The sequence below is a fragment of the Pseudomonas sp. R1-1 genome (assembly GCF_051132135.1).
GTDB lineage: Bacteria > Pseudomonadota > Gammaproteobacteria > Pseudomonadales > Pseudomonadaceae > Aquipseudomonas.
In genome coordinates this window covers 6,052,587-6,072,500 of record NZ_CP071663.1, presented here as the reverse complement: position 1 = coordinate 6,072,500, position 19,914 = coordinate 6,052,587, and the positions used below count along the sequence as shown (strand labels likewise).

Here is a 19,914-nt window from a genome sequence, read left to right as displayed (position 1 = left end):
CACCGAAGCTACGGGTATCACCTTCGGGTGATGCGGTAGAGGAGCGTTCTGTAAGCCTGTGAAGGTGAGTTGAGAAGCTTGCTGGAGGTATCAGAAGTGCGAATGCTGACATGAGTAACGACAATGGGTGTGAAAAACACCCACGCCGAAAGACCAAGGTTTCCTGCGCAACGTTAATCGACGCAGGGTTAGTCGGTCCCTAAGGCGAGGCTGAAAAGCGTAGTCGATGGAAAACAGGTTAATATTCCTGTACTTCTGGTTATTGCGATGGAGGGACGGAGAAGGCTAGGCCAGCTTGGCGTTGGTTGTCCAAGTTTAAGGTGGTAGGCTGAGATCTTAGGTAAATCCGGGATCTTAAGGCCGAGAGCTGATGACGAGTTACCCTTTGGGTGGCGAAGTGGTTGATGCCATGCTTCCAAGAAAAGCTTCTAAGCTTCAGGTAACCAGGAACCGTACCCCAAACCGACACAGGTGGTTGGGTAGAGAATACCAAGGCGCTTGAGAGAACTCGGGTGAAGGAACTAGGCAAAATGGCACCGTAACTTCGGGAGAAGGTGCGCCGGTGAGGGTGAAGGACTTGCTCCGTAAGCTCATGCCGGTCGAAGATACCAGGCCGCTGCGACTGTTTATTAAAAACACAGCACTCTGCAAACACGAAAGTGGACGTATAGGGTGTGACGCCTGCCCGGTGCCGGAAGGTTAATTGATGGGGTTAGCTAACGCGAAGCTCTTGATCGAAGCCCCGGTAAACGGCGGCCGTAACTATAACGGTCCTAAGGTAGCGAAATTCCTTGTCGGGTAAGTTCCGACCTGCACGAATGGCGTAACGATGGCGGCGCTGTCTCCACCCGAGACTCAGTGAAATTGAAATCGCTGTGAAGATGCAGTGTATCCGCGGCTAGACGGAAAGACCCCGTGAACCTTTACTATAGCTTTGCACTGGACTTTGAATTTGCTTGTGTAGGATAGGTGGGAGGCTTTGAAGCGTAAACGCCAGTTCGCGTGGAGCCATCCTTGAAATACCACCCTGGCAACTTTGAGGTTCTAACTCAGGTCCGTTATCCGGATCGAGGACAGTGTATGGTGGGTAGTTTGACTGGGGCGGTCTCCTCCTAAAGAGTAACGGAGGAGTACGAAGGTGCGCTCAGACCGGTCGGAAATCGGTCGTAGAGTATAAAGGCAAAAGCGCGCTTGACTGCGAGACAGACACGTCGAGCAGGTACGAAAGTAGGTCTTAGTGATCCGGTGGTTCTGTATGGAAGGGCCATCGCTCAACGGATAAAAGGTACTCCGGGGATAACAGGCTGATACCGCCCAAGAGTTCATATCGACGGCGGTGTTTGGCACCTCGATGTCGGCTCATCACATCCTGGGGCTGAAGCCGGTCCCAAGGGTATGGCTGTTCGCCATTTAAAGTGGTACGCGAGCTGGGTTTAGAACGTCGTGAGACAGTTCGGTCCCTATCTGCCGTGGACGTTTGAGATTTGAGAGGGGCTGCTCCTAGTACGAGAGGACCGGAGTGGACGAACCTCTGGTGTTCCGGTTGTCACGCCAGTGGCATTGCCGGGTAGCTATGTTCGGGAAAGATAACCGCTGAAAGCATCTAAGCGGGAAACTTGCCTCAAGATGAGATCTCACTGGAACCTTGAGTTCCCTGAAGGGCCGTCGAAGACTACGACGTTGATAGGTTGGGTGTGTAAGCGCTGTGAGGCGTTGAGCTAACCAATACTAATTGCCCGTGAGGCTTGACCATATAACACCCAAGCAATTTGCGAACTCGAAAGAGACCAGATTGCGGTGTGTGAAGACGAAACGAACCGAAAGTTCGAAACGCACAAACACCAGCTGTCACATACCCAATTTGCTGAAGCGAGGCCATCTGGTCACGACTCAGTACCCGAATTTCTTGACGACCATAGAGCGTTGGAACCACCTGATCCCATCCCGAACTCAGCAGTGAAACGATGCATCGCCGATGGTAGTGTGGGGTTTCCCCATGTGAGAGTAGGTCATCGTCAAGATTAAATTCCGAAACCCCAATTGCGAAAGCAGTTGGGGTTTTGTTTTAGTAGAAGTTCCTGTTTTTGCTGGCTTGTTACCGTGTTGACGGGCCAGATAAAGAATTTCTTGACGACCATAGAACATTGGAACCACCTGATCCCATCCCGAACTCAGCAGTGAAACGATGTATCGCCGATGGTAGTGTGGGGTTTCCCCATGTGAGAGTAGGTCATCGTCAAGATTCAATTCCGAAACCCCAATTGCGCAAGCAATTGGGGTTTTGTCTTTTCCGCAACCCGGAAACTCAATGATCAAACGGGGCGGCGTGCCTTGCTGATGCGTCGAGCCTGCCATTTTCGCCACCAGATATAGACGCCGGTGACCGACAAGCCTGCAATCATGACGCCTAACACTGCGATGATGATTTGCCCGGTAACACCGAAAATCCGTCCGCCATGTATCGGAAGTTGCAATCGGTAGAACTGCTCGCCCAACGTTCCCTGTCCCGCTATCTCCTGCCCTAACAATCGACCGTCAGTCCCATGAAAGAACAGCCATGATTTGCCATGCGCGTCAGTGTCATGCTGCCCGAATCCGGCACCGTAAAAGTTGTATTCGAAGCTGTAATACAGTTCTCCAATCGGTGCTGTCAGCCCTAGCCTTTTTCCCTCCTGCAACGCCCTGTCGTATGCCTGTTGATAACTCAACTGCGTTGCGCCCAGTGCATCTGCGGGCATTCGTCCTCGTGCCTCGTAGACGCTCGGTTCGATCGGTGAAAATAACGACACGGCGGGCTTGAACACCTGACTGGGCAGATTCATGGCCACGCTGCTGACTGCGATCGGCAGCAGCAACAACCACAGCCACAATCCCCCGGCGCGGTGCAGATCGAAGTTGAGCCGATAAGCGTGTCGGCCCTTTACTTTCCAGGCAGTCGACCACTTCTTCCAGAATGGCTTTCCACGCGGCAGCGTCAGCCAGAGCGCAACGAAACAATCGATCACCCAGGCAATCGCCACCAGACCCATCAACCACAATCCCCAATTGCCCGGCAGCGTCAGGTTGTAGTGGAACTCGAGAATGAACGGGATGAGATTCTCCCGTTGAAAACAGCATTCGCCCCAATAGCGCTGACCCTTCTGCTCGGCGTTCACAGGATCCAGATAGAACACTTGATTGCGCTCTTCGTACGGCTTGCCGGTCGGCGAGTTATTGCGCGCAACTGCGGCGAGCAACGCCGTATGGCCGACCTCGTCTGGATATTCCATGTACCAGACTTGCAGCTTCGGATGTGCCTTCTGCACAGCGTCAACCAGATCACCGGGAGGCAATCGCTCGCCCACCGCAGATGCTGCATAAAAATGCGGATTCAACCATTCATCCAGCTCATGATTGAACGCCAGAATGCTGCCCGTCAGTCCGGCCAGCAACAAAAAGACCGCCGTCGCCAAACCGATATAGCGGTGCAACAACACGAGAAAAGCACGCATGAGAACCCCCCTGCAAAAACGACGAAGCCAGCGCCTGATAGCTCAGGCGCTGGCTTTTTCATGCACGAAACAAATGGTTAGAACTGGTAGCTGACCGTCGCCGCGACATTGCGCTCTTCGCCCATGTAGCAGAAGTTCAGGCTGGCACAGGAAGCCACATAGGATTCGTTGGTCAGGTTGTTTGCATTCAGGCGTACGTCGACGCCTTTCAAACCGACCTTGCCCAAGTCATAACCAATCGAGGCATCGAACAACGTATAGGAAGGCACCTTCAGGGTGTTCTCCGCATCGGCCCAGCTGTAGCCGACATAACGAACGCCACCACCCAGGCGCAGGCCATCAAGTGCGGCACTGTCGAACTTATAGTCAGCCCACAACGAGGCCATGTGCCGCGGCGCCTGCGTCGGTGAGTTGCCCTTGTTCTCGATAACGTTGGTCGGCGTGCTCAACGTGCTGACCATCGACTTCGAATACTCGATGTCGGTAAAGGTGTAACTGCCGAGGAGTTTGAGGTTGTCGGTCAGCTGCATGTGCGCTTCCAGCTCCAGCCCCTGAGAGCGAACAGCCCCTACCGCTCGGTAGAAGTTTTCCTGCGGCAGCTTGGTCGCGAGGTTCTCCTGATCGATGCGAAACAGCGATGCAGTGAACAGGTTGTCGGTGCCCGGCGGCTGATACTTCAAGCCGATTTCCCATTGCGTGCCGTCGGTCGGTGCCAGCGGGTTGCCGGCGCTGTCGGCGTAGGAGTTCGGGTTAAACGATTCCGAGTAGCTGATATACGGCGCCAGGCCGTTTTCGAACAGATACAGCGCACCGGCGCGACCGGTCAGTTTGGTGCGTCGATCATTGATCTCGGTGCCGGCAGGGCGTCCTGCTTCGGCGATGCGGTTTTCGTCAGATGTCTCTACCCAATCCTGACGCAGGCCCAGTGAGAAACGCCACTGGTCCATTTCGATCAGGTCTTGCAGATAAACCCCGGTCTGCTCCAGGCGCCGCAGATAACTGGTCTCACCGTACATATCGATGGCCGAGTTGCCGTACACCGGGTTGAAGGCATTGATCGGGGCAAGACCGCCGCTGGTCCAGTCGACCACGGTTTTGCGCCGCTGATAGTCTGCGCCCAGCAGCACGGTATGCTTCGTCGCATCGGTAAAAAACTCGGCCTGGAGCATGTTATCAACGATGAACGCATGCAGACGCTCATCACCACCCGTGTAATAGCGGTTCAGCTCGTTACTGGTCGGCGAGGTCCAGCCATAGGCGTAGACCTGATCCATGTTTACTTTGGAATCGAGGTAGCGGAAGTTCTGCCGCGCGGTGAAGACATCGTTGAAGCGATGCTCGAATTGATACCCAAAGGACTGCTGGTCACGCGAATAACCATCGATACCCGGCTCACCTTCAAAGAAGTCTGTCGAGATACGCTGGCCGTTGCGCTGATGGATCGTGCCATCGGCCGGCACGCCACCGTGGTAGCCGCCATCCGGGTCGTGTTGCAGATATGCCTGCAGCGTCAGCGAGGTGTCTTCGCTGAAGTCGATGCTCAACGTCGGCGCCAGGGCGTAGCGCTTTTCCTTGTTGTGGTCGAATTGCGTGTCGGAGCGATCCGTTAAACCGGTCAGACGATAGGCGATGCGCTTGTCGTCATCGACCGGTCCGCTGAAGTCAAAACCCAACCCGCGCTGCCCCTGATTACCCACCGTGGCCTGGACTTGATGGTAGGCCTCGTACAGCGGTTTCTTGCTCGTCAGCGCGACCAGACCGCCGGGTGAGCTGCGGCCATACAGCACCGAAGAAGGGCCCTTGAGAATATCCACTCGCTCCAGAAAGTACGGGTCGACTTGCAGGGTGCTGTAAGTGCCGCTGTCACCCATCGACTTGAGACCGTCGAGATAAATGTTGTCCACCGAGCCATCGTTGAAACCGCGCATCGCCACGTAGTCGTAACGATGAGTCGCGCCATACGGATTGGTCAGCACGCCCGGGGCGTAGCGCATGGCCTGAGAGACGGTCTGCGAGCCTTGGTCGTCCATTTGCTCGCGCGTGACCACGGACACGCTTTGCGAAGTCTCGAGCAATGCGGTACTGGTTTTGGTGGCGATCTGGCTGTGAGTGGCGTTGTAGCCCGCCATGCTGCCCAGCGCGTTGCCGAGGGCGAAGCCTTTGATGTCGGTGGTCGGCAGGGCCAGCGCTTCGCTCTCGGCGAGCGGTCGCAGGATGTAGCGGCTGCCATCCTGGGTGACGGCTTCCAGGCCCGAGCCGCCGAGCAAATGGCTCAGCGCCTGATCGGTGGAATATTCGCCCCGAACCCCCGGTGACTGATGGCCCTGAGTCTGTTGCGGGGTCATCGACAAAGTGATGCCCGCCTGACGGGCAAACTGGTTCAGTGCCTCGTCCAGCGGCCCCGCAGAGATGTCATAGCGCGGGCTGACCGCACCGGCATTGGCGTCGGCCGCGAAAGTCAGAGTCGGCAATACACCCACGCTCAGCGCGGTAGAAAACAGCGCCGCGCGGACGGCGTGCTGCAGCAGACTCGATTCAACAGTGAAATTCAGAGAGTTCTTACAGTGGGCGCGGACAGTCATTGTGGGTTTCCGTAGGAAGTCGCAAACGCTTGGATTGAAGTGCTTACTGACTAAGCCGAAGCTGTTGCGCAAACCCGCCAAAAAACTTCACACCGCGTGTTCCACGTTCACCCACCAGCGTGTCCGGTAGCGCAATTGCACCGGCAGGGTCTGCGGCAGCACCGCCAGCAGTTTGTCCGTGTCCTCCAGGCGGAACACCCCGGACAGGCGCAGGTTGGCGATCTCCGTTGCGCAATTGAGCACACCCTGACGGTAGCGCCCGACCTCATTGATGAAATCGCCGAGGCGCATATTGCGCGTGACGATCAAACCGTCGACCCACGCGCCGACGTCCATATCCGGTACCGGCACCGGGCGAATCTGCAGGTGGTCGATGCGGTAGCTCTGGCCGGCGACGGCTTCGACCGAATTACCGCCGGAAACAATGGCAACGCGGCCGCTGGTCACAGTGAGCCGGCTGCAATCGTTGTCCTCACGCAGAATGAAGCGGGCGCCAATGGGCGCATACATAGCGTGACGGCTTTGCACGCGCAGCGGGCGATCGAACGGCGCGCCTTCATCGGCGCCGCCACAACTGACGATGATCTCGCCGCGAGTGAGTTTGATCAGGCGCTGCTGCGCCGTGTAATGCAGATCCACCGCGCTGGCGGTGTTGAGTTCGATGCGCGTGCCATCGGGTAATTGAAAACCGCGCTGCTCACCGGTCGCGGTGGCGTAATCGGCGCTCCACTGCCGCCAGGCGCCGCTGTCCTTGGCTAGCCACGCGGCGGAACCCATCAGTAATGCGCCTGAGAGCAACTTCAAGGCCTGCCGCCGGCCGAGACCTTGCGCACTGTTTTCCAGCGTGTTGAACGCCACCTGTGCGCCGGGCACCGCACGCAGGTTGCTGCTCAGTTCGGCTTGCAGCGACTGCACACGCTGCCAGGCCAGTTCGTGCTCATGATGTTCGGCCCGCCATTGTTCGCACTGGCGGCTCAGACGCGGATTGCCGTGGTTGTTGCGCAGGCGCAGCAGCCAGTGAATGGCTTGTTTGACCACTTGCGGTGGCGGCTCGGCGCGGCGGCCAAGTGCAGCGTTGTCCAAGGGCATCAGTGCGCGTACCGCAAGACATAACAGTGATACAGCGCTTCGGCAACGTAGCGTTCCACCGAGCGCAACGACAGCCCCATCTGCTCGGCGATCTGCTTGTGGGTAAGACCTTCGCACTGCGCCAGCAGAAAGGCCTGGCGTACCTTCGGTTTCAGTCCTTCAAGCATGCGCGCGATGCTTTCCAGCAGTTCGATGATCAGCGCGCGGGCTTCGCTGCCGGGCGTTTCGGCTTCGGGTAAATGGGCGATGGTTTCCAGGTAGGCGCGTTCGATTTCTTCACGGCGCCAGTGATCGATCACCAAGCCACGAGCGATGGTGCGCAGGAACGCGCGAGGGGCTTTGAGCTCCAGGTGTTCGCTGCGTTGCAGCAGGCGGACGAAGGTGTCCTGTGCCAGATCCGCCGCATCCGCTGCGTTGCCCAGCCGCATGCGCAGCCAGGTGTTGAGCCAGCCGTGGTGACAATGATAAAGCGTCTGTACCGCAAACTCGGGGGAGGACATGAACGCGACAGCCTGGACGTCACAAATGATAATTAGTCGCATTGTCTTCAAGGGTCGCAAAATTTGCAACCGCTGCTCACGCAACGCTCGGAATAATCTTCCGCCAGCCGCTCTGGCCCGCCGTTCGGCGGGAATCCGATCCAAACCTCATCCTTTTCTGACCCAACCCTAAGATTTCTCCGACGTGTGCCGACAGACTGGTGAGACATGCGTGCACCAAAGTAGAGCGGCCGGAAGAACGCTGCCTGCGCTGTACATGGAATGTTGCATCCGGAACGCATCCCCACTTTTGGCATAAGAAGTCCCATGAAATGAATCTAAAGTTCAGCCACAAAATTCTGCTGGCCGCCTCGGGCGTCGTGGTCCTGGCGTTCGCGCTGTTCACGCTCTACAACGACTATCTGCAGCGAAGCACCATTCGCCAGAACCTTCAGTCTTCCGTTCAGCAGGCCGGTGATCTGACCGCCAGCAGCGTGCAGAACTGGATGAGCGGGCGGATTCTGGTGCTGGAAAACCTCGCGCAGAACGTCGCGCATCAGGGCAAGGACGCCGATCTGCCGGGGCTGGTCGATCAACCGGCCTTCACTTCGAATTTCCAGTTCACCTATGTTGGCCAGGCCAACGGAGTGTTTACCCAACGCCCGGACGCGAAGATGCCGGACGGCTACGATCCGCGTCAGCGTCCCTGGTACAAGCAAGCGGTGGTCGCGGATAAAACCATGCTGACCCCACCGTACATGGCCGCGGTTGGCGGGCTGGTAGTGACCATCGCCATGCCGGTGAAGAAGAACGGTGAATTGCTCGGCGTGGTCGGGGGTGACCTGAGCCTGGAAACCCTGGTCAAGATCATCAACTCGGTGGACTTCGGTGGCCTCGGCCATGCGTTCCTGGTCAGCGCTGACGGTCAGGTGATCGTCAGCCCGGACAAGGATCAGGTCATGAAGAACCTGAAAGACATCTACCCGAACACCAGCGTGCGCATCGAGAAGGGCAACCAGAACGTCGTACTCAATGGCGAGGAGCGGATTCTGTCGTTCACCCCGGTCAGCGACCTGCCGAATGCGCAGTGGTACATCGGTCTGTCGATCGATCACGACAAAGCCTACGCGGCGCTCAGCCAATTCCGTACCTCGGCGCTGATCGCGATGTTTGTCGCCGTGGCCGCGATTGCGTTGCTGTTGAGCCTGCTGATCAACGTCTTGATGCGTCCGCTGACCACGATGGGCCGTGCGATGCAGGACATCGCTCAGGGCGAAGGCGATCTGACTCGCCGTCTGTCGGTAGAAGGCAAAGACGAATTCGGCGAACTGGGCAGTGCCTTCAACCAGTTTGTTGAACGGATTCACGCATCGATTTCCGAAGTGTCCTCGGCCACCCGCCATGTGCACGACTTGTCGCAACGGGTCATGGCGTCGTCGAACGCGTCGATCGTCGGCTCTGACGAACAAAGCGCGCGCACCAACAGCGTCGCGGCGGCCATCAATCAATTGGGCGCCGCCACCCAGGAGATCGCCCGCAACGCTGCCGATGCTTCGCAACACGCCAGCGGCGCCAGCGAGCAGGCCGACGACGGACGTCAGGTAGTCGAGCAGACGATTCAGGCGATGACCGAGCTGTCGCAGAAGATCAGTTTGTCGTGCACCCAGATCGAAACCCTCAATGCGAGCACCGACAACATCGGCCACATTCTCGATGTGATCAAAGGCATCTCGCAGCAGACCAACCTGCTGGCGCTCAACGCCGCGATCGAAGCGGCGCGTGCCGGTGAGGCCGGGCGTGGTTTTGCGGTTGTGGCGGACGAGGTGCGCAACCTGGCTCATCGCACCCAGGAATCGGCGGAAGAAATCCACAAGATGATCACCTCGCTGCAGGTCGGCTCGCGTGAGGCGGTGACTACGATGAACGCCAGTCAGGCGTCCAGCGAGCAGAGCGTGGAAGTGGCCAATCAGGCCGGTCTGCGCCTGGTCAGCGTGACCCAGCGCATCGGCGAAATCGACGGCATGAACCAGTCGGTGGCCGCAGCCACGGAAGAGCAGACCGCGGTGGTGGAAACCCTCAACGTCGACGTCAACCAGATCAACCTGTTGAACCAGCAGAGCGTGGCCAACCTCAACGAGACGCTGAAGGATTGTGATGCGTTGTCGCAGCAGGCCAACCGGTTGAAGCAGTTGGTCGATAGTTTCAAGATCTGACTGCGTTATCGTTCAATCGCGGGCAAGCCCGCTCCCACAGGAATTTCGGCGAACACTTTATTTGTGGACGACTCGAATCCTGTGGGAGCTGGCTTGCCAGCGATAGCGGTGGTGCATTCACCGCCAGACTCAACTCTTAAACAAACAGCTTCAGCACATTCCCCATCGCATCATTGGCAAACCCCTGCACAAAATCCCTGAACCCCGGCAACGCTTCCTCCCCTCCCGACGCCGGCTCGGCAATGATCGTCCACGTCGCCCGGGATTGCCCGTCGCCCAGCGTTTCGACATTCATCGCCGCCCACAGGTTGGCCACGCCCAAGGTGTTGTAGATCGTCGTCCAGGTCATGCTCAGTGCCTGCTCATCGCGGGAGTTGAGTTGCTCGACCACGACGTTGCCATCCTTGAAGACTTTCTTGCGCAGCGAGGACACGCCCTCGCCGGTCATTTCGATGTGCGACAGCGCCGGAATGAATCGCTCGAAAGCGCCAAAGTTGCCGACCACTGCCCAGACTTGCGCCGCGTCCGCCGGCACTCGCACCGAAGACACAACGTGGCAGCCGTGGGGGTTTTTGATCAGGGTGTCCGGTTGCAGATTGCTCATGGTGTTGCTCCTTTTTGGTGACGTCAGATGAAGTTGATCTGTTTCAGGTAGTCGCAGCCGCGGCGCAGCAGTGCCGGGGATTTTTGCGGGTAATGCGCGCCCATCTGCTGCACTCCGGCTTCAGCGTTGGCGTGACCGATCAGCGAGATGTCGCCGATGTCTTCTTCAAAGCCGTTGAGGTAAAAACCGAGCACGCCGAACAGCGCGTTGTCGGCGTCGACTCGGCTCAATTGCTGTTGCCAGTCGGCGACGCTGACCAGCGAAAACTCGCTGCCGGTTTCGCGGAATGAAGCGACGTAGGCGTCCCAGCTCAGCGGCTCGGGGTTGTGCAGGTTGAACACCGCACGGTCGGGCGAATAACGGCTGGCATGGAAGGCGATGAAGCGAGCAAGGAAGTCCACCGGCATCAGATCGAAGTTCAGCGCGAAGGCCGGCACCTGACCGAGCTGGATCGAGCCTTTGAGCATCAGCATCAAACGGTTCTTGTGCGGTTGGCAGACGCCGCTCAGGCTGTTGAAACTGATATTGCCGGGGCGATACAGATTGACCCGCACCCCGTGCTCGCGGGCCCGTTCGAGAATGCGCTCACCGACCCATTTCGACAGGTTGTAGCCGTTGCGGATGTAGATCGGTGGCGTTGTGGCTGCCGGCAGTTCCAGCACCCGGCCCGCGTCATCGACGCTGCTGGACGCCGACAAAGTCGAGACGAAGTTGAAGACCTTTTTGCTCTGCCCCTCGCACAGGCGCAGCAGGGCGAAAACCGGCTCGACGTTGTCCGTTGCCAGCGACTCGTAATCAAGCACATGGTTGACGTTGGCGGCGTTGTGCACCAGCGCGCCGAACTCGCGATCGAGGCGCTGATAATCTTCGTCGCTCAGGCCCAATTGCGGGCGGGTGATGTCCGCCGCATAGACCCGCACACGACTCAGATCCAGATGCTCCAGACGATTCTCGCGCAACGCCTGGGCAAAGCGCTGCGCCGCTGTTTGCCCGCCACCGTCACGCACCAGGCAGGCGACTTCGCTGGCGCCCCAACCGAGCAGCGCTTCGACAATATGCACGCCGACGAAACTGTTGGCGCCAGTGACGATGACCTTGTGCACATCGCCCATGCGACAGATCGGCAACGGCTGGAGATCCAGCGCGCGCTCGGCGTCGGCCATGGCCTGGGCGCTGAGCACAGCGTTGTCATCGGTGCCGCGCACCAGGGTTGCGAGCTTGGCGATGGTTGGCTGTTCGATGAAGCGATTGATCGAAATGCTGCGGCCGAATTCTTCACGCAGGCGCAGCAACATTCGTGACAACAGGATCGAATGGCCGCCCAGATTGAAGAAGCTTTCATCGGTGGAAATATCGCTGCCTGGCAGCTCCAGCAACTCGGCCCAGATTTCCAGCAGCAGCGCTTCGTCAGCATTCGCGGGCAGGCATTTAGGGCCGCTGTCCTGCACGCTGACCGGCAGCTCCAGCAGGGCCTTGCGGTCGACCTTGCCGTTGCTGGCGAAGGGCATGCCGGGGAGTTCGCTCCACGCCACCGGTTGCATGTAGTCCGGTAGAAATTGTCGGGCGTGAGCCTTCAGTTCGTCGCGAGCAGCGGCCGATTGCGGCTGGGCGAGAAAGGCCAGAATCCTGCGCTGGCTGTCGATCACCACGGCGACTTGCCGGTACAGCTGACTCTCGCGCAGACAACGCTCGATCTCCTCCGGCTCGACCCGGAAACCGCGGATCTTCACCTGATTGTCGCGCCGCCCGCACAGCTCGATACCGTGCTCGCCCCACCGCGCCATGTCGCCAGTGCGGTAGGCGCGCAGTGTTTGGCCGTCTGGCAGATTCAGGCGCAGATAGCGCTCGGCCGTCTGCTGCGGATTGTTCAGATAACCGAGGCAGACACCGGGGCCGACGATGAACAATTCGCCGACGGTGTTTTCCGCCACCGGTTGCAGATCGTCATCAAGAATCAACACCTGGCTGTTGGCGATCGGCGCGCCGAGGCTGCGGTTGCTGTCGCCCGGTTGCAGTTGCCGTGCGGTGATCAGCACCGTGGCTTCGGTCGGGCCGTAGAGGTTGTGCAGGGTGCCCTGACGGGTCAGCTGCTCAATCACGAACGGCTCGCAGACATCGCCGCCGGTCATCACCTGTACGCCTTCGAGTTGCTCCAGCGGCAGAATGCTCAACAGTGCTGGCGGCAGGAATGCGTGAGTCAATTGGCGGCGTCGGATCAGCGCCACCAGTTGCAGTGGATCGCGCCGTTGCGTGTCGTCGGGCACCACCAGTTCGGCGCCGCTGAGCAAGGTCGCAAAAATGTCGATCAGCGACGAATCGAAGCTCAGCGAGGAGAACTGCAGCACGCGACTTTCGGCCTGCAACTGTGCGTAATCGGCGTACCACGCCGTGAAATGTGCCAGGTTGGCCTGGCTGAGCAGCACACCCTTCGGATGCCCGGTGGTTCCGGAGGTGTAGAGCGCCATGCACGGTGCGTCGAGTTCGGGGCGCTGGCGCATCAAGGGCAGATCGACGTCCACTTCGTTGCTGTCGATGAGGCTGACGTCCAGTCCCGGCATGGTGGCGCTGAGCGGATGTGCGCCGTCATGCAGCAACAACAGCGCACCGGCGTTTTGCACAATGTATTGCTGGCGCTGCAAAGGATGGCTCGGCTCCAGCGGCAAATACACCGCGCCGCTGCCGAGGATCGTCAGAATCGCGGCGTACAGCTCGGGGCTTTTCGGCAGGCACACCGCGACGATCCACGGCTGCGGGTGCGGCTCCAGCAACGCTTGCAAACGCTGCTGAATCGCTCGGCTGCGGGCGTGCAACTGGCGATAGCTGATGGAGCGCTCGCCGAGGTGTAGCGCTGGCCGGTCGGCGTGCTGAATCAGGCTCTGTTGCAGGCGCTCGATAACGCTGACCTGGGCCTGTTCCAGCAGCGCGGCATTCGCCGTGTCGTTGCGTCGATGGACGTAAGCCAGGCTGTCGAGAAAGCGCAGGTTTTCCAGGCGCTCGAAATCCGGCGCGTTCAGGCTGGCGAGCTGTTGCAGGTATTCGCCGTCGCGGGACAGGCGGCTGACCAGCAGCGCCACTTCATCGACCACCTGCGCCAGGACTCGGTGGCGCAGCGCTTGGCCATTGCCTGACGGCTCATCGCCGATCGGCACGCGGCTGATCAGTGACGAGCCGCGAAAGCACAGCAGGTCGAGGATTGGCAAACCGGCGTGACTCGCACCGACGCCCAGACGCAAGTGCAAGTGCGGGATGGCGCAGCGATCGCCGGCGCCAATGAAGCCATCGTCGATGATCAGATCCACCGGCGCTTGCGCGGCAGCACTGCGCTGCACCGCGTGACCGTGTTGTTCAAGTTCCAGCGCCAGATCAGTCATGGCCTGGCTGGCGCCAATCAGCAAAATGTCGAGACGTTTCATGAAGACCTCCTTGTCACGCCAGATAGTCGCGCAGGGCGTGCTGCACGCAGGGCGCATCGAGCAGCGAGCTGTTGTGGAAGAACCTGACGATGTTGCCCACCAGCGGGTGATGGCGATTGATCGGGAAGGCCAGGCCGGCCATTTCCTCCCGAAGCGAACAGCGCGTGGCTTCGCTGACCGACAGCGCATCGATCAGGCGCAGGTCGAAGGACTTTTGAATGTCGTTGGTCAGGTAGTGGCCGATGAACACCGGCAGAATCTGCGCGATGGTTTCGCGGTCGGCTTCGCTCGCGGTGTGCCAGTAGATGCGCACCATGCGCGCCCAGAAGCTCGAATGGCGACCCTCGTCGAGCAAGTGATCAGCCATCAGCCCTTTGATTGACGGTTTGACCGAGTCGTCGCGGGCGAACGCAGCGACATCGCCGGTCACGGTGTTCTCCGCGATGGCCACGCAAATCAGTTCCACGGCACTGCGCAAATGCTCCGGTGCCAACGCCACGGCGGCGGGAATCGCCCGGCTCAACTCGATCTGATCGGGTAGCTGGATCGGTTCGATGCCGGTCATGGCCACCGTTTGCTGCATGAAATCCATCGCCACCAGCGCGTGGTAATCCTCATCGACCACCACGGTCATGGCGTCGTAACGACAGGCGAAGGGGAATGCCACGGCGAAGCGATTCTTGGCGATGCTGCGCGCGGTCTTATCGACAATTTCCGTTTCGAAAATCACCACATCGTTGATGAACTTGTACAGCGTCTGCACCAAGGCGAAATCACGCTGCTGCGGGCATTCGCGCAGGAAGGTTTCGCTGAGTACCAGCGGTTGTCGGCTGAGCGGATAGATCAGGCGCTCATCGTCTTCCAGCACCCGGCGCGGGCGGGTGCGAATGGTCGCGCGCTGTTCCCAGGCATCAGCAAAGGATTGATAGTCGGCGGCGTTCATTGGGTCACCTCCGCCAACGGTTCGCGCATGCTCAGGCGCAGGCCGTCCCACAAAGCGATGCGGCTTTCCACGGCGGCGACGGCGCTGGCATAGACCTCGGTTTCGCGTTGCGGGTCGCCGTCGACCAGGCGCTGAAGCAGGTGCTCGGCCGCCGGGCCGTGGTCTTCGGAGTCGACCTCGATATGCCGCTGCAGGTAGTAGCGAAAGGTCGGCGCTTGCTCGATGCCGATGCCCCAGTCATCGAGGATGCGCTGGAACATGCACGGGATTACGCTTTCGCGGCCGTGCAGAAACGCCGCCGCCACGCTGTGCCCCGGCGCATGCAGCGCGGTGTGCAAGGTGTCGCGGACAAACTGCGCGGCGGCCGGGTCAACCTCGACGCTTCGCAGCGCGACGTCATAGCTCACGCCTTCCTGTTGCAGCGCGACGAAACGTTCGACGGCTGTGGTGCTGGCGCCGATTTCGCGCATGGCGTCCAGGTACAGCTCGAAGTGGCTGTAGTGCCCATCGACCAGGCGGTCGTCCGACTCCTCGCCAAGCACGATTTCGTTGATCAGCCGGGCGGCTTGCGGATCACGCGGTGGTAACCAGGGCAATCGGGTGCAGGTCAGTTCCTGCTGCAGACGCTTGGTCAGCGACATGAAGTCCCACACGGCGAATACATGGGTTTCCATGAAACGACGCAATATTGATAACGAAGTGATCTCGGCAAAGATTGGATGATTGCTGAGTTCGACTTTCTTCAAGGCGAGTTGATGCTTGGAAGGCATGATGACGTCCTTAATCATTGGGGCGAAATGGAACTGCTTGTGCAATGGCGCAATTAATACTGCGCCGGGTTAGTTGTGTGTCTGTATCGTTTGAAGTTGGATGCCGGCAAACAAACTGTCCGGCGTATTTCTACGCAAAGTCCGGCTGTGCAAGCGTGCAGCCTTTACGGTGCGCTACGTCAGGGCGCCGCGTGCCGAAGTGTACACAGCCTTAACTTCGGCGATGAAAAAACTAATACAGATGGCAAACATTTAACAAGTGCAATTTTAATTATTTTAAGTTTGCTGTTTTTCAAGTGTGAAGAGTTTCAATAAGACTTTCGTTAGAAGTTTTATTTGGGCGTAGTTGCTCCTTTCAGCCAATAACGGCCAAAATTGGATGACAAGAGTGAATGCCTCACTCGAAGCATCTTTCTATAGAAAAGAATTATTTGATTGATAGGGGCGAAAGTTGGCCGGGACCGGCGCCAGAACTTCCTTTTTCCCGTGACAAGGCTCCTTCCGTAGGTTCCTGTTGCGGGGACTGCACCGTCAGGGCGGCGCGTCCCCGTTCTGTATGGGGTGGCCGTTCAAGAGTGCGGGTAATTTGTCGCTACGGCTATGACCGATTCGTCGGTGCCAAGCCGTAGGGATGGGGGCGGGCGATGCGGGAGAGGGCGAGCGGGCGCGCGGACTCGCCCACCGCACGGCGGGCGATCGCTTGGGAATTTGTAAGCGGGTGATTCGCGGGAGTTACGGTCTCAGCGGGCAACCGTACGGGTTTGTGCCGCGGGTGTAGCGAGGTAGCGGGTGATGACCTCGACACCGCGGTTGAGGTGCTGCTCCAGCAGTTCGATAGACATCTTGATGTCGCGCTCGCGCACGGCTTGCAGCATCGCCCGGTGATCGTCCTGGGACAATTTGCCCAGGCCCATCGACTCAAGATTGAAACGCAGAAAGCGCTCTTCTTCGTTGAGCCCGTCCTCGACCAGACGCAGCAGGCGTTTGTTCGGCGCTTTGCTGTACAGGGCCATGTGGAACAAACGGTTGAGCCGGCCGATTTCGGTGTAATCGTGCTGCGCTTCGAGCTCTTCGATGTAGGCGGCCGCCTCGGCGAGATCAGCGTCGGTCAGCAATGGGATCGACTGACGCATGGCTTCGGATTCGAGCAGGATGCGCAACTCGTAGGTTTCGGTTGCATCGCCCTGGATCAACGGCGCGACCACTGCGCCTTTATGCGTGGTCACGCTTAACAGATCCTGCGCCTCGAGCTGGCGCAAGGCTTCGCGCACGGGCATGCGGCTGACACCGAACAGATCCGCCAGATCCTGCTGGCGTAGCGCCGTACCGCAGGGCAGCCGACCATCGAGAATTGCCGAACGCAACGTTTCTTCGATGACCGAGCGGGCCAGATGCGCAGGAATCGGTCCGTCGACTTTAATGCTGTGCAGCGGTTTGGGCTTCTGTGTCACGACTACGCACCCTGTAGGTCGGTGATTTGGATCCAAATGACACTAGTGATTGCTCTACAGCTTGTCAAACCGTGTAGAAGGACGCGGTTACATTCATAGTTTAGCGTGTGCCGATGATCTCATGGTGCCATTGTTTTTTAGCGGGCTAAGCTTCAACATCAAACGCTTCCCTTCCTGCCCTCTGGAAACCTGCTGTGGCGGTACGATTCGCGATCCCTCGGACGTTGCGCTGGCTATGCTGCGCACTGCTGCTGGCCGGCGTCATGCTGGGCGGTCTGCATGCCGACTGGGATTTTTCCGCGATCAGCCGCAAGGCCACGGCACTGTACGGGCCGCTCGGCGCCGGTCAGCAACGCATCGATGCCTGGCAGAATCTGCTGGCGACGCAACAGCAGGCCAGCGAAATGGACAAGCTGAAAGTGGTGAACCTGTTTTTCAACAAACAGGTGCGCTACGTCGAAGACATCGATCTGTGGCGGCAGGTCGACTATTGGGAAACCCCCATCGAAGCCTTGTGGAAGGGCGCCGGCGACTGCGAAGACTATGCGATCGCCAAGTATTTCAGCCTGCGCCACCTCGGGGTGTCCAGTGACAAGCTGCGCATCACCTACGTCAAGGCACTGCGCCAGAACCGCGCGCATATGGTCCTGACTTACTATGCGACCCCCGATGCCATGCCGCTGGTGCTCGACAGCCTGATCGATCCGATTCAGCCGGCATCGCAGCGGACTGATTTGCTGCCCGTCTACTCTTTCAACGCCGAAGGGCTGTATCTGCCGGGGGCCAAGGGCAATAAGAAGGTCGGCGACACCAAACGCCTGTCACGCTGGCAGGATGTCTTGAAGAAAATGCAGGCCGAAGGTTTCCCGGTCGAGACGACTAACTAGGAGCACGCGCTCAGATGTCTTTGTTCAAACAGCTGTTGATCGCTATCTGTCTGTTCCTGGTGGTCGCCTTCACCGGCAGCTTCATGGTCAGTCTGGAGAGCTCGCGCACCCAGTACGTCAATCAGTTGCGCTCGCATGCGCAGGACGCCGCCACGGCGCTGGCCTTGTCGCTGACGCCGAATATCGACGATCCGGCGATGGTCGAGCTGCTGGTCAGCTCGATTTTCGACAGCGGCTATTACGCGAGCATTCGCGTGGTCGACGTGAAGACCGATCAGACCATCGTCGAGCGCAGCGGCATTCCGGCCGTGAGCAATGTGCCGGACTGGTTCGTCAAGCTGATCGGCCTGGAGCCGGCCGGTGGCGATGCCTTGGTCAGCCGTGGCTGGGAACAGGCGGCGCGGGTCGAGGTGGTCAGCCATCCGATGTTCGCCGTGGCCAAGCTGTGGCAAAGCGCGCTGGGCAGCCTTGGCTGGCTGTTGATCTGCGGTGCGCTGAGTGCGGTGCTCGGTGCGTTGCTGTTGCGTCGGCAGTTGAAGCCGCTGGACTACATGGTCCAGCAGTCCCACGCCATCGCCCGGCGCGAATTCCTCAGCCTGCCGGAGTTGCCGCGCACCCCGGAACTACGCCGGGTGGTGCAGGCGATGAATCAGATGGTCGAGAAGCTCAAGGCGCTGTTTCAGGAGCAGGCCGAGCGCAGTGAAAAACTGCGCGCCGAGTCCTATCAGGACAACCTTACCGGGCTGGCCAACCGGCGTTATTTCGAGATGCAGCTCAATGACCGGGTGAGCAATCCGGAGCAGGCCAGTTCCGGTTATCTGCTGCTGTTGCGGGTCAAGGATCTGGCCGGCCTCAACCAGCGCCTCGGCGGCCAGCGCACCGATGAATTGTTGAAAGCGGTGGGCGAGCAACTGTCGCGCGAATGCGCCAAATACCCGGAAACCCAGAACCTGATCACGCGGATTCGTGGCGGTGAATTTGCCGTGCTGGCGCCGGGCCTGGTCCGCGAAGAGGCGCTGCAACTGGCGCAAAACCTCGACAGCGCGCTGAGCAGTCTGCATGCGACCGGCGCGACCGATGTCGCTGCGGTGGCCTCGATCGGCCTGGCGCCGTTCGCTCACGGCGACTCGCCGCAACAGGTGCTGACCCTGGGCGATCAGGCGCTGGCGCAGGCCGAAGGGCAGGGCGAGCAGAACTGGGCGTGCATCGAGCAAAGCCTGACCGCCGAGGTTGGCGATGATCATCATGCCTGGCATCGCCTGCTCGATCAGGCCTTGAATCAGCAGCGTTTCGAGTTGTATTTCCAACCGGTGGTGGCGGCGCAGGACACGCAGCTTGTACTGCATTACAAGGTGCTTTCGCGCTTGCTTGATGAGCAGGGCCAGACCATTCCGGCCGGGCGCTTTCTGCCATGGCTGGAGCGCTTCGGCTGGACGGCGCGGCTCGATCGCCTGATGCTCGAGCGCGTGCTGGAGCAAATGAAAGAGCACGAAGATTCGCTGGCGCTGAACCTGTCCTCGGCGACCCTCGCGGATCCGCAGGCGCTGAACAAGGTCTTCGAGATTCTCCGCGCACACTCCAATTTCGGTTCGCGCCTGACCCTGGAAATCGGCGAAGAGCAGTTGCCTGAACAAGCGCTGCTGGAACAACTGACCCGGCGCCTGCGCGAATTGGGCTTCTCCTTGAGTCTGCAGCGCTTTGGCGGTCGCTTCAGCATGATCGGCAATCTGGCGCGGCTGGGCCTGGCGTACTTGAAGATCGATGGCAGCTACATTCGCGCGATTGATCAGGAGAGCGACAAGCGCCTGTTCATCGAAGCGATCCAGCGCGCTGCGCACAGCATCGATCTGCCGCTGATTGCCGAGCGGGTCGAGACCGAAGGGGAGCTGTCAGTGATTCGCGAGATGGGCTTGTATGGCGTGCAGGGGCAGTTGCTGGGTGAGCCGAAGCCTTGGGCCTGACCTGATCGTTCCCACGCTCTGCGAGGGAATG

General features: G+C 59.4%; 12 protein-coding genes and 3 rRNA genes (1 of these 15 cut by a window edge). 6 read left to right on the top strand and 9 right to left on the bottom strand.

Translation table 11 applies throughout. The features are described from left to right. From J3P75_RS27060 to rrf (J3P75_RS27050), 3 genes are all read left to right on the top strand, one after another. Positions 1-1,753, top strand: a 23S ribosomal RNA gene (locus tag J3P75_RS27060); it begins 1,141 nt to the left of the window's first position. Positions 1,754-1,905: 152 nt separating this feature from the next. Next, positions 1,906-2,021 (top strand): 5S ribosomal RNA (rrf, locus tag J3P75_RS27055). Between the two features lie 105 nt (positions 2,022-2,126). Beyond that, positions 2,127-2,242 (top strand): 5S ribosomal RNA (gene rrf / locus J3P75_RS27050). A gap of 70 nt (positions 2,243-2,312) precedes the next feature. Here the strand turns inward: rrf (J3P75_RS27050) and J3P75_RS27045 are convergent. The 4 genes from J3P75_RS27045 to J3P75_RS27030 all read right to left on the bottom strand — a co-directional run bounded on the left by J3P75_RS27045 (position 2,313) and on the right by J3P75_RS27030 (position 7,662). Continuing rightward, positions 2,313-3,491 (bottom strand): PepSY-associated TM helix domain-containing protein, encoded by a 1,179-nt coding sequence (locus J3P75_RS27045; protein WP_434708840.1) that lies wholly within the window; start codon positions 3,489-3,491, stop codon positions 2,313-2,315. A 77-nt stretch (positions 3,492-3,568) separates the two neighbouring features. Next, on the bottom strand, positions 3,569-6,073 hold the full coding sequence (locus J3P75_RS27040; RefSeq protein WP_434708839.1) for a TonB-dependent siderophore receptor: 2,505 nt from the start codon (positions 6,071-6,073) through the stop codon (positions 3,569-3,571). A gap of 87 nt (positions 6,074-6,160) precedes the next feature. Beyond that, entirely contained in the window at positions 6,161-7,162 is a 1,002-nt protein-coding gene (locus J3P75_RS27035; protein ID WP_434708838.1) for a FecR domain-containing protein, read from the bottom strand. Next, positions 7,162-7,662: a sigma-70 family RNA polymerase sigma factor gene (locus J3P75_RS27030; RefSeq protein WP_434708837.1), complete on the bottom strand. Its 501-nt coding sequence runs from the start codon at positions 7,660-7,662 to the stop codon at positions 7,162-7,164. The genes J3P75_RS27035 and J3P75_RS27030 overlap by 1 nt, the downstream gene beginning before the upstream one ends. A 311-nt stretch (positions 7,663-7,973) precedes the next feature. Here J3P75_RS27030 and J3P75_RS27025 point away from each other — a divergent pair, with 311 nt between their 5' ends. After that, entirely contained in the window at positions 7,974-9,854 is a 1,881-nt protein-coding gene (locus tag J3P75_RS27025) for a methyl-accepting chemotaxis protein (protein ID WP_434708836.1), read from the top strand. 136 nt (positions 9,855-9,990) lie between these two features. Here J3P75_RS27025 and J3P75_RS27020 read toward each other — a convergent pair whose 3' ends face one another. The 5 genes from J3P75_RS27020 to J3P75_RS27000 all read right to left on the bottom strand — a co-directional run bounded on the left by J3P75_RS27020 (position 9,991) and on the right by J3P75_RS27000 (position 17,035). Continuing rightward, a complete protein-coding gene (locus tag J3P75_RS27020) occupies positions 9,991-10,458 on the bottom strand; it encodes an SRPBCC family protein (protein ID WP_434708834.1) in 468 nt (155 codons plus the stop codon). A gap of 23 nt (positions 10,459-10,481) precedes the next feature. Further along, the gene (locus J3P75_RS27015) at positions 10,482-13,871 is read right to left on the bottom strand and encodes an amino acid adenylation domain-containing protein (protein ID WP_434708833.1); all 3,390 of its coding nucleotides are present in this window, start codon (positions 13,869-13,871) and stop codon (positions 10,482-10,484) included. Positions 13,872-13,884: 13 nt separating this feature from the next. After that, positions 13,885-14,814: a diiron oxygenase gene (locus tag J3P75_RS27010; protein WP_434708832.1), complete on the bottom strand. Its 930-nt coding sequence runs from the start codon at positions 14,812-14,814 to the stop codon at positions 13,885-13,887. After that, the gene (locus J3P75_RS27005) at positions 14,811-15,584 is read right to left on the bottom strand and encodes a DUF3050 domain-containing protein (protein ID WP_434708831.1); all 774 of its coding nucleotides are present in this window, start codon (positions 15,582-15,584) and stop codon (positions 14,811-14,813) included. Before J3P75_RS27005 ends, J3P75_RS27010 begins: the two co-directional genes overlap by 4 nt. Positions 15,585-16,324: 740 nt before the next feature. Continuing rightward, a complete protein-coding gene (locus J3P75_RS27000; protein ID WP_434708830.1) occupies positions 16,325-17,035 on the bottom strand; it encodes a GntR family transcriptional regulator in 711 nt (236 codons plus the stop codon). 194 nt (positions 17,036-17,229) lie between these two features. On the opposite strand from J3P75_RS27000, the gene lapG reads away from it, so the two are divergent. Both lapG and lapD read left to right on the top strand, forming a co-directional pair. Then, on the top strand, positions 17,230-17,922 hold the full coding sequence (gene lapG / locus J3P75_RS26995; protein ID WP_434593729.1) for a cysteine protease LapG: 693 nt from the start codon (positions 17,230-17,232) through the stop codon (positions 17,920-17,922). A gap of 14 nt (positions 17,923-17,936) precedes the next feature. Next, complete coding sequence (gene lapD / locus J3P75_RS26990; protein ID WP_434708829.1) at positions 17,937-19,883, top strand: cyclic di-GMP receptor LapD; 1,947 nt, start codon at positions 17,937-17,939, stop codon at positions 19,881-19,883. Positions 19,884-19,914 lie beyond the last annotated feature (31 nt).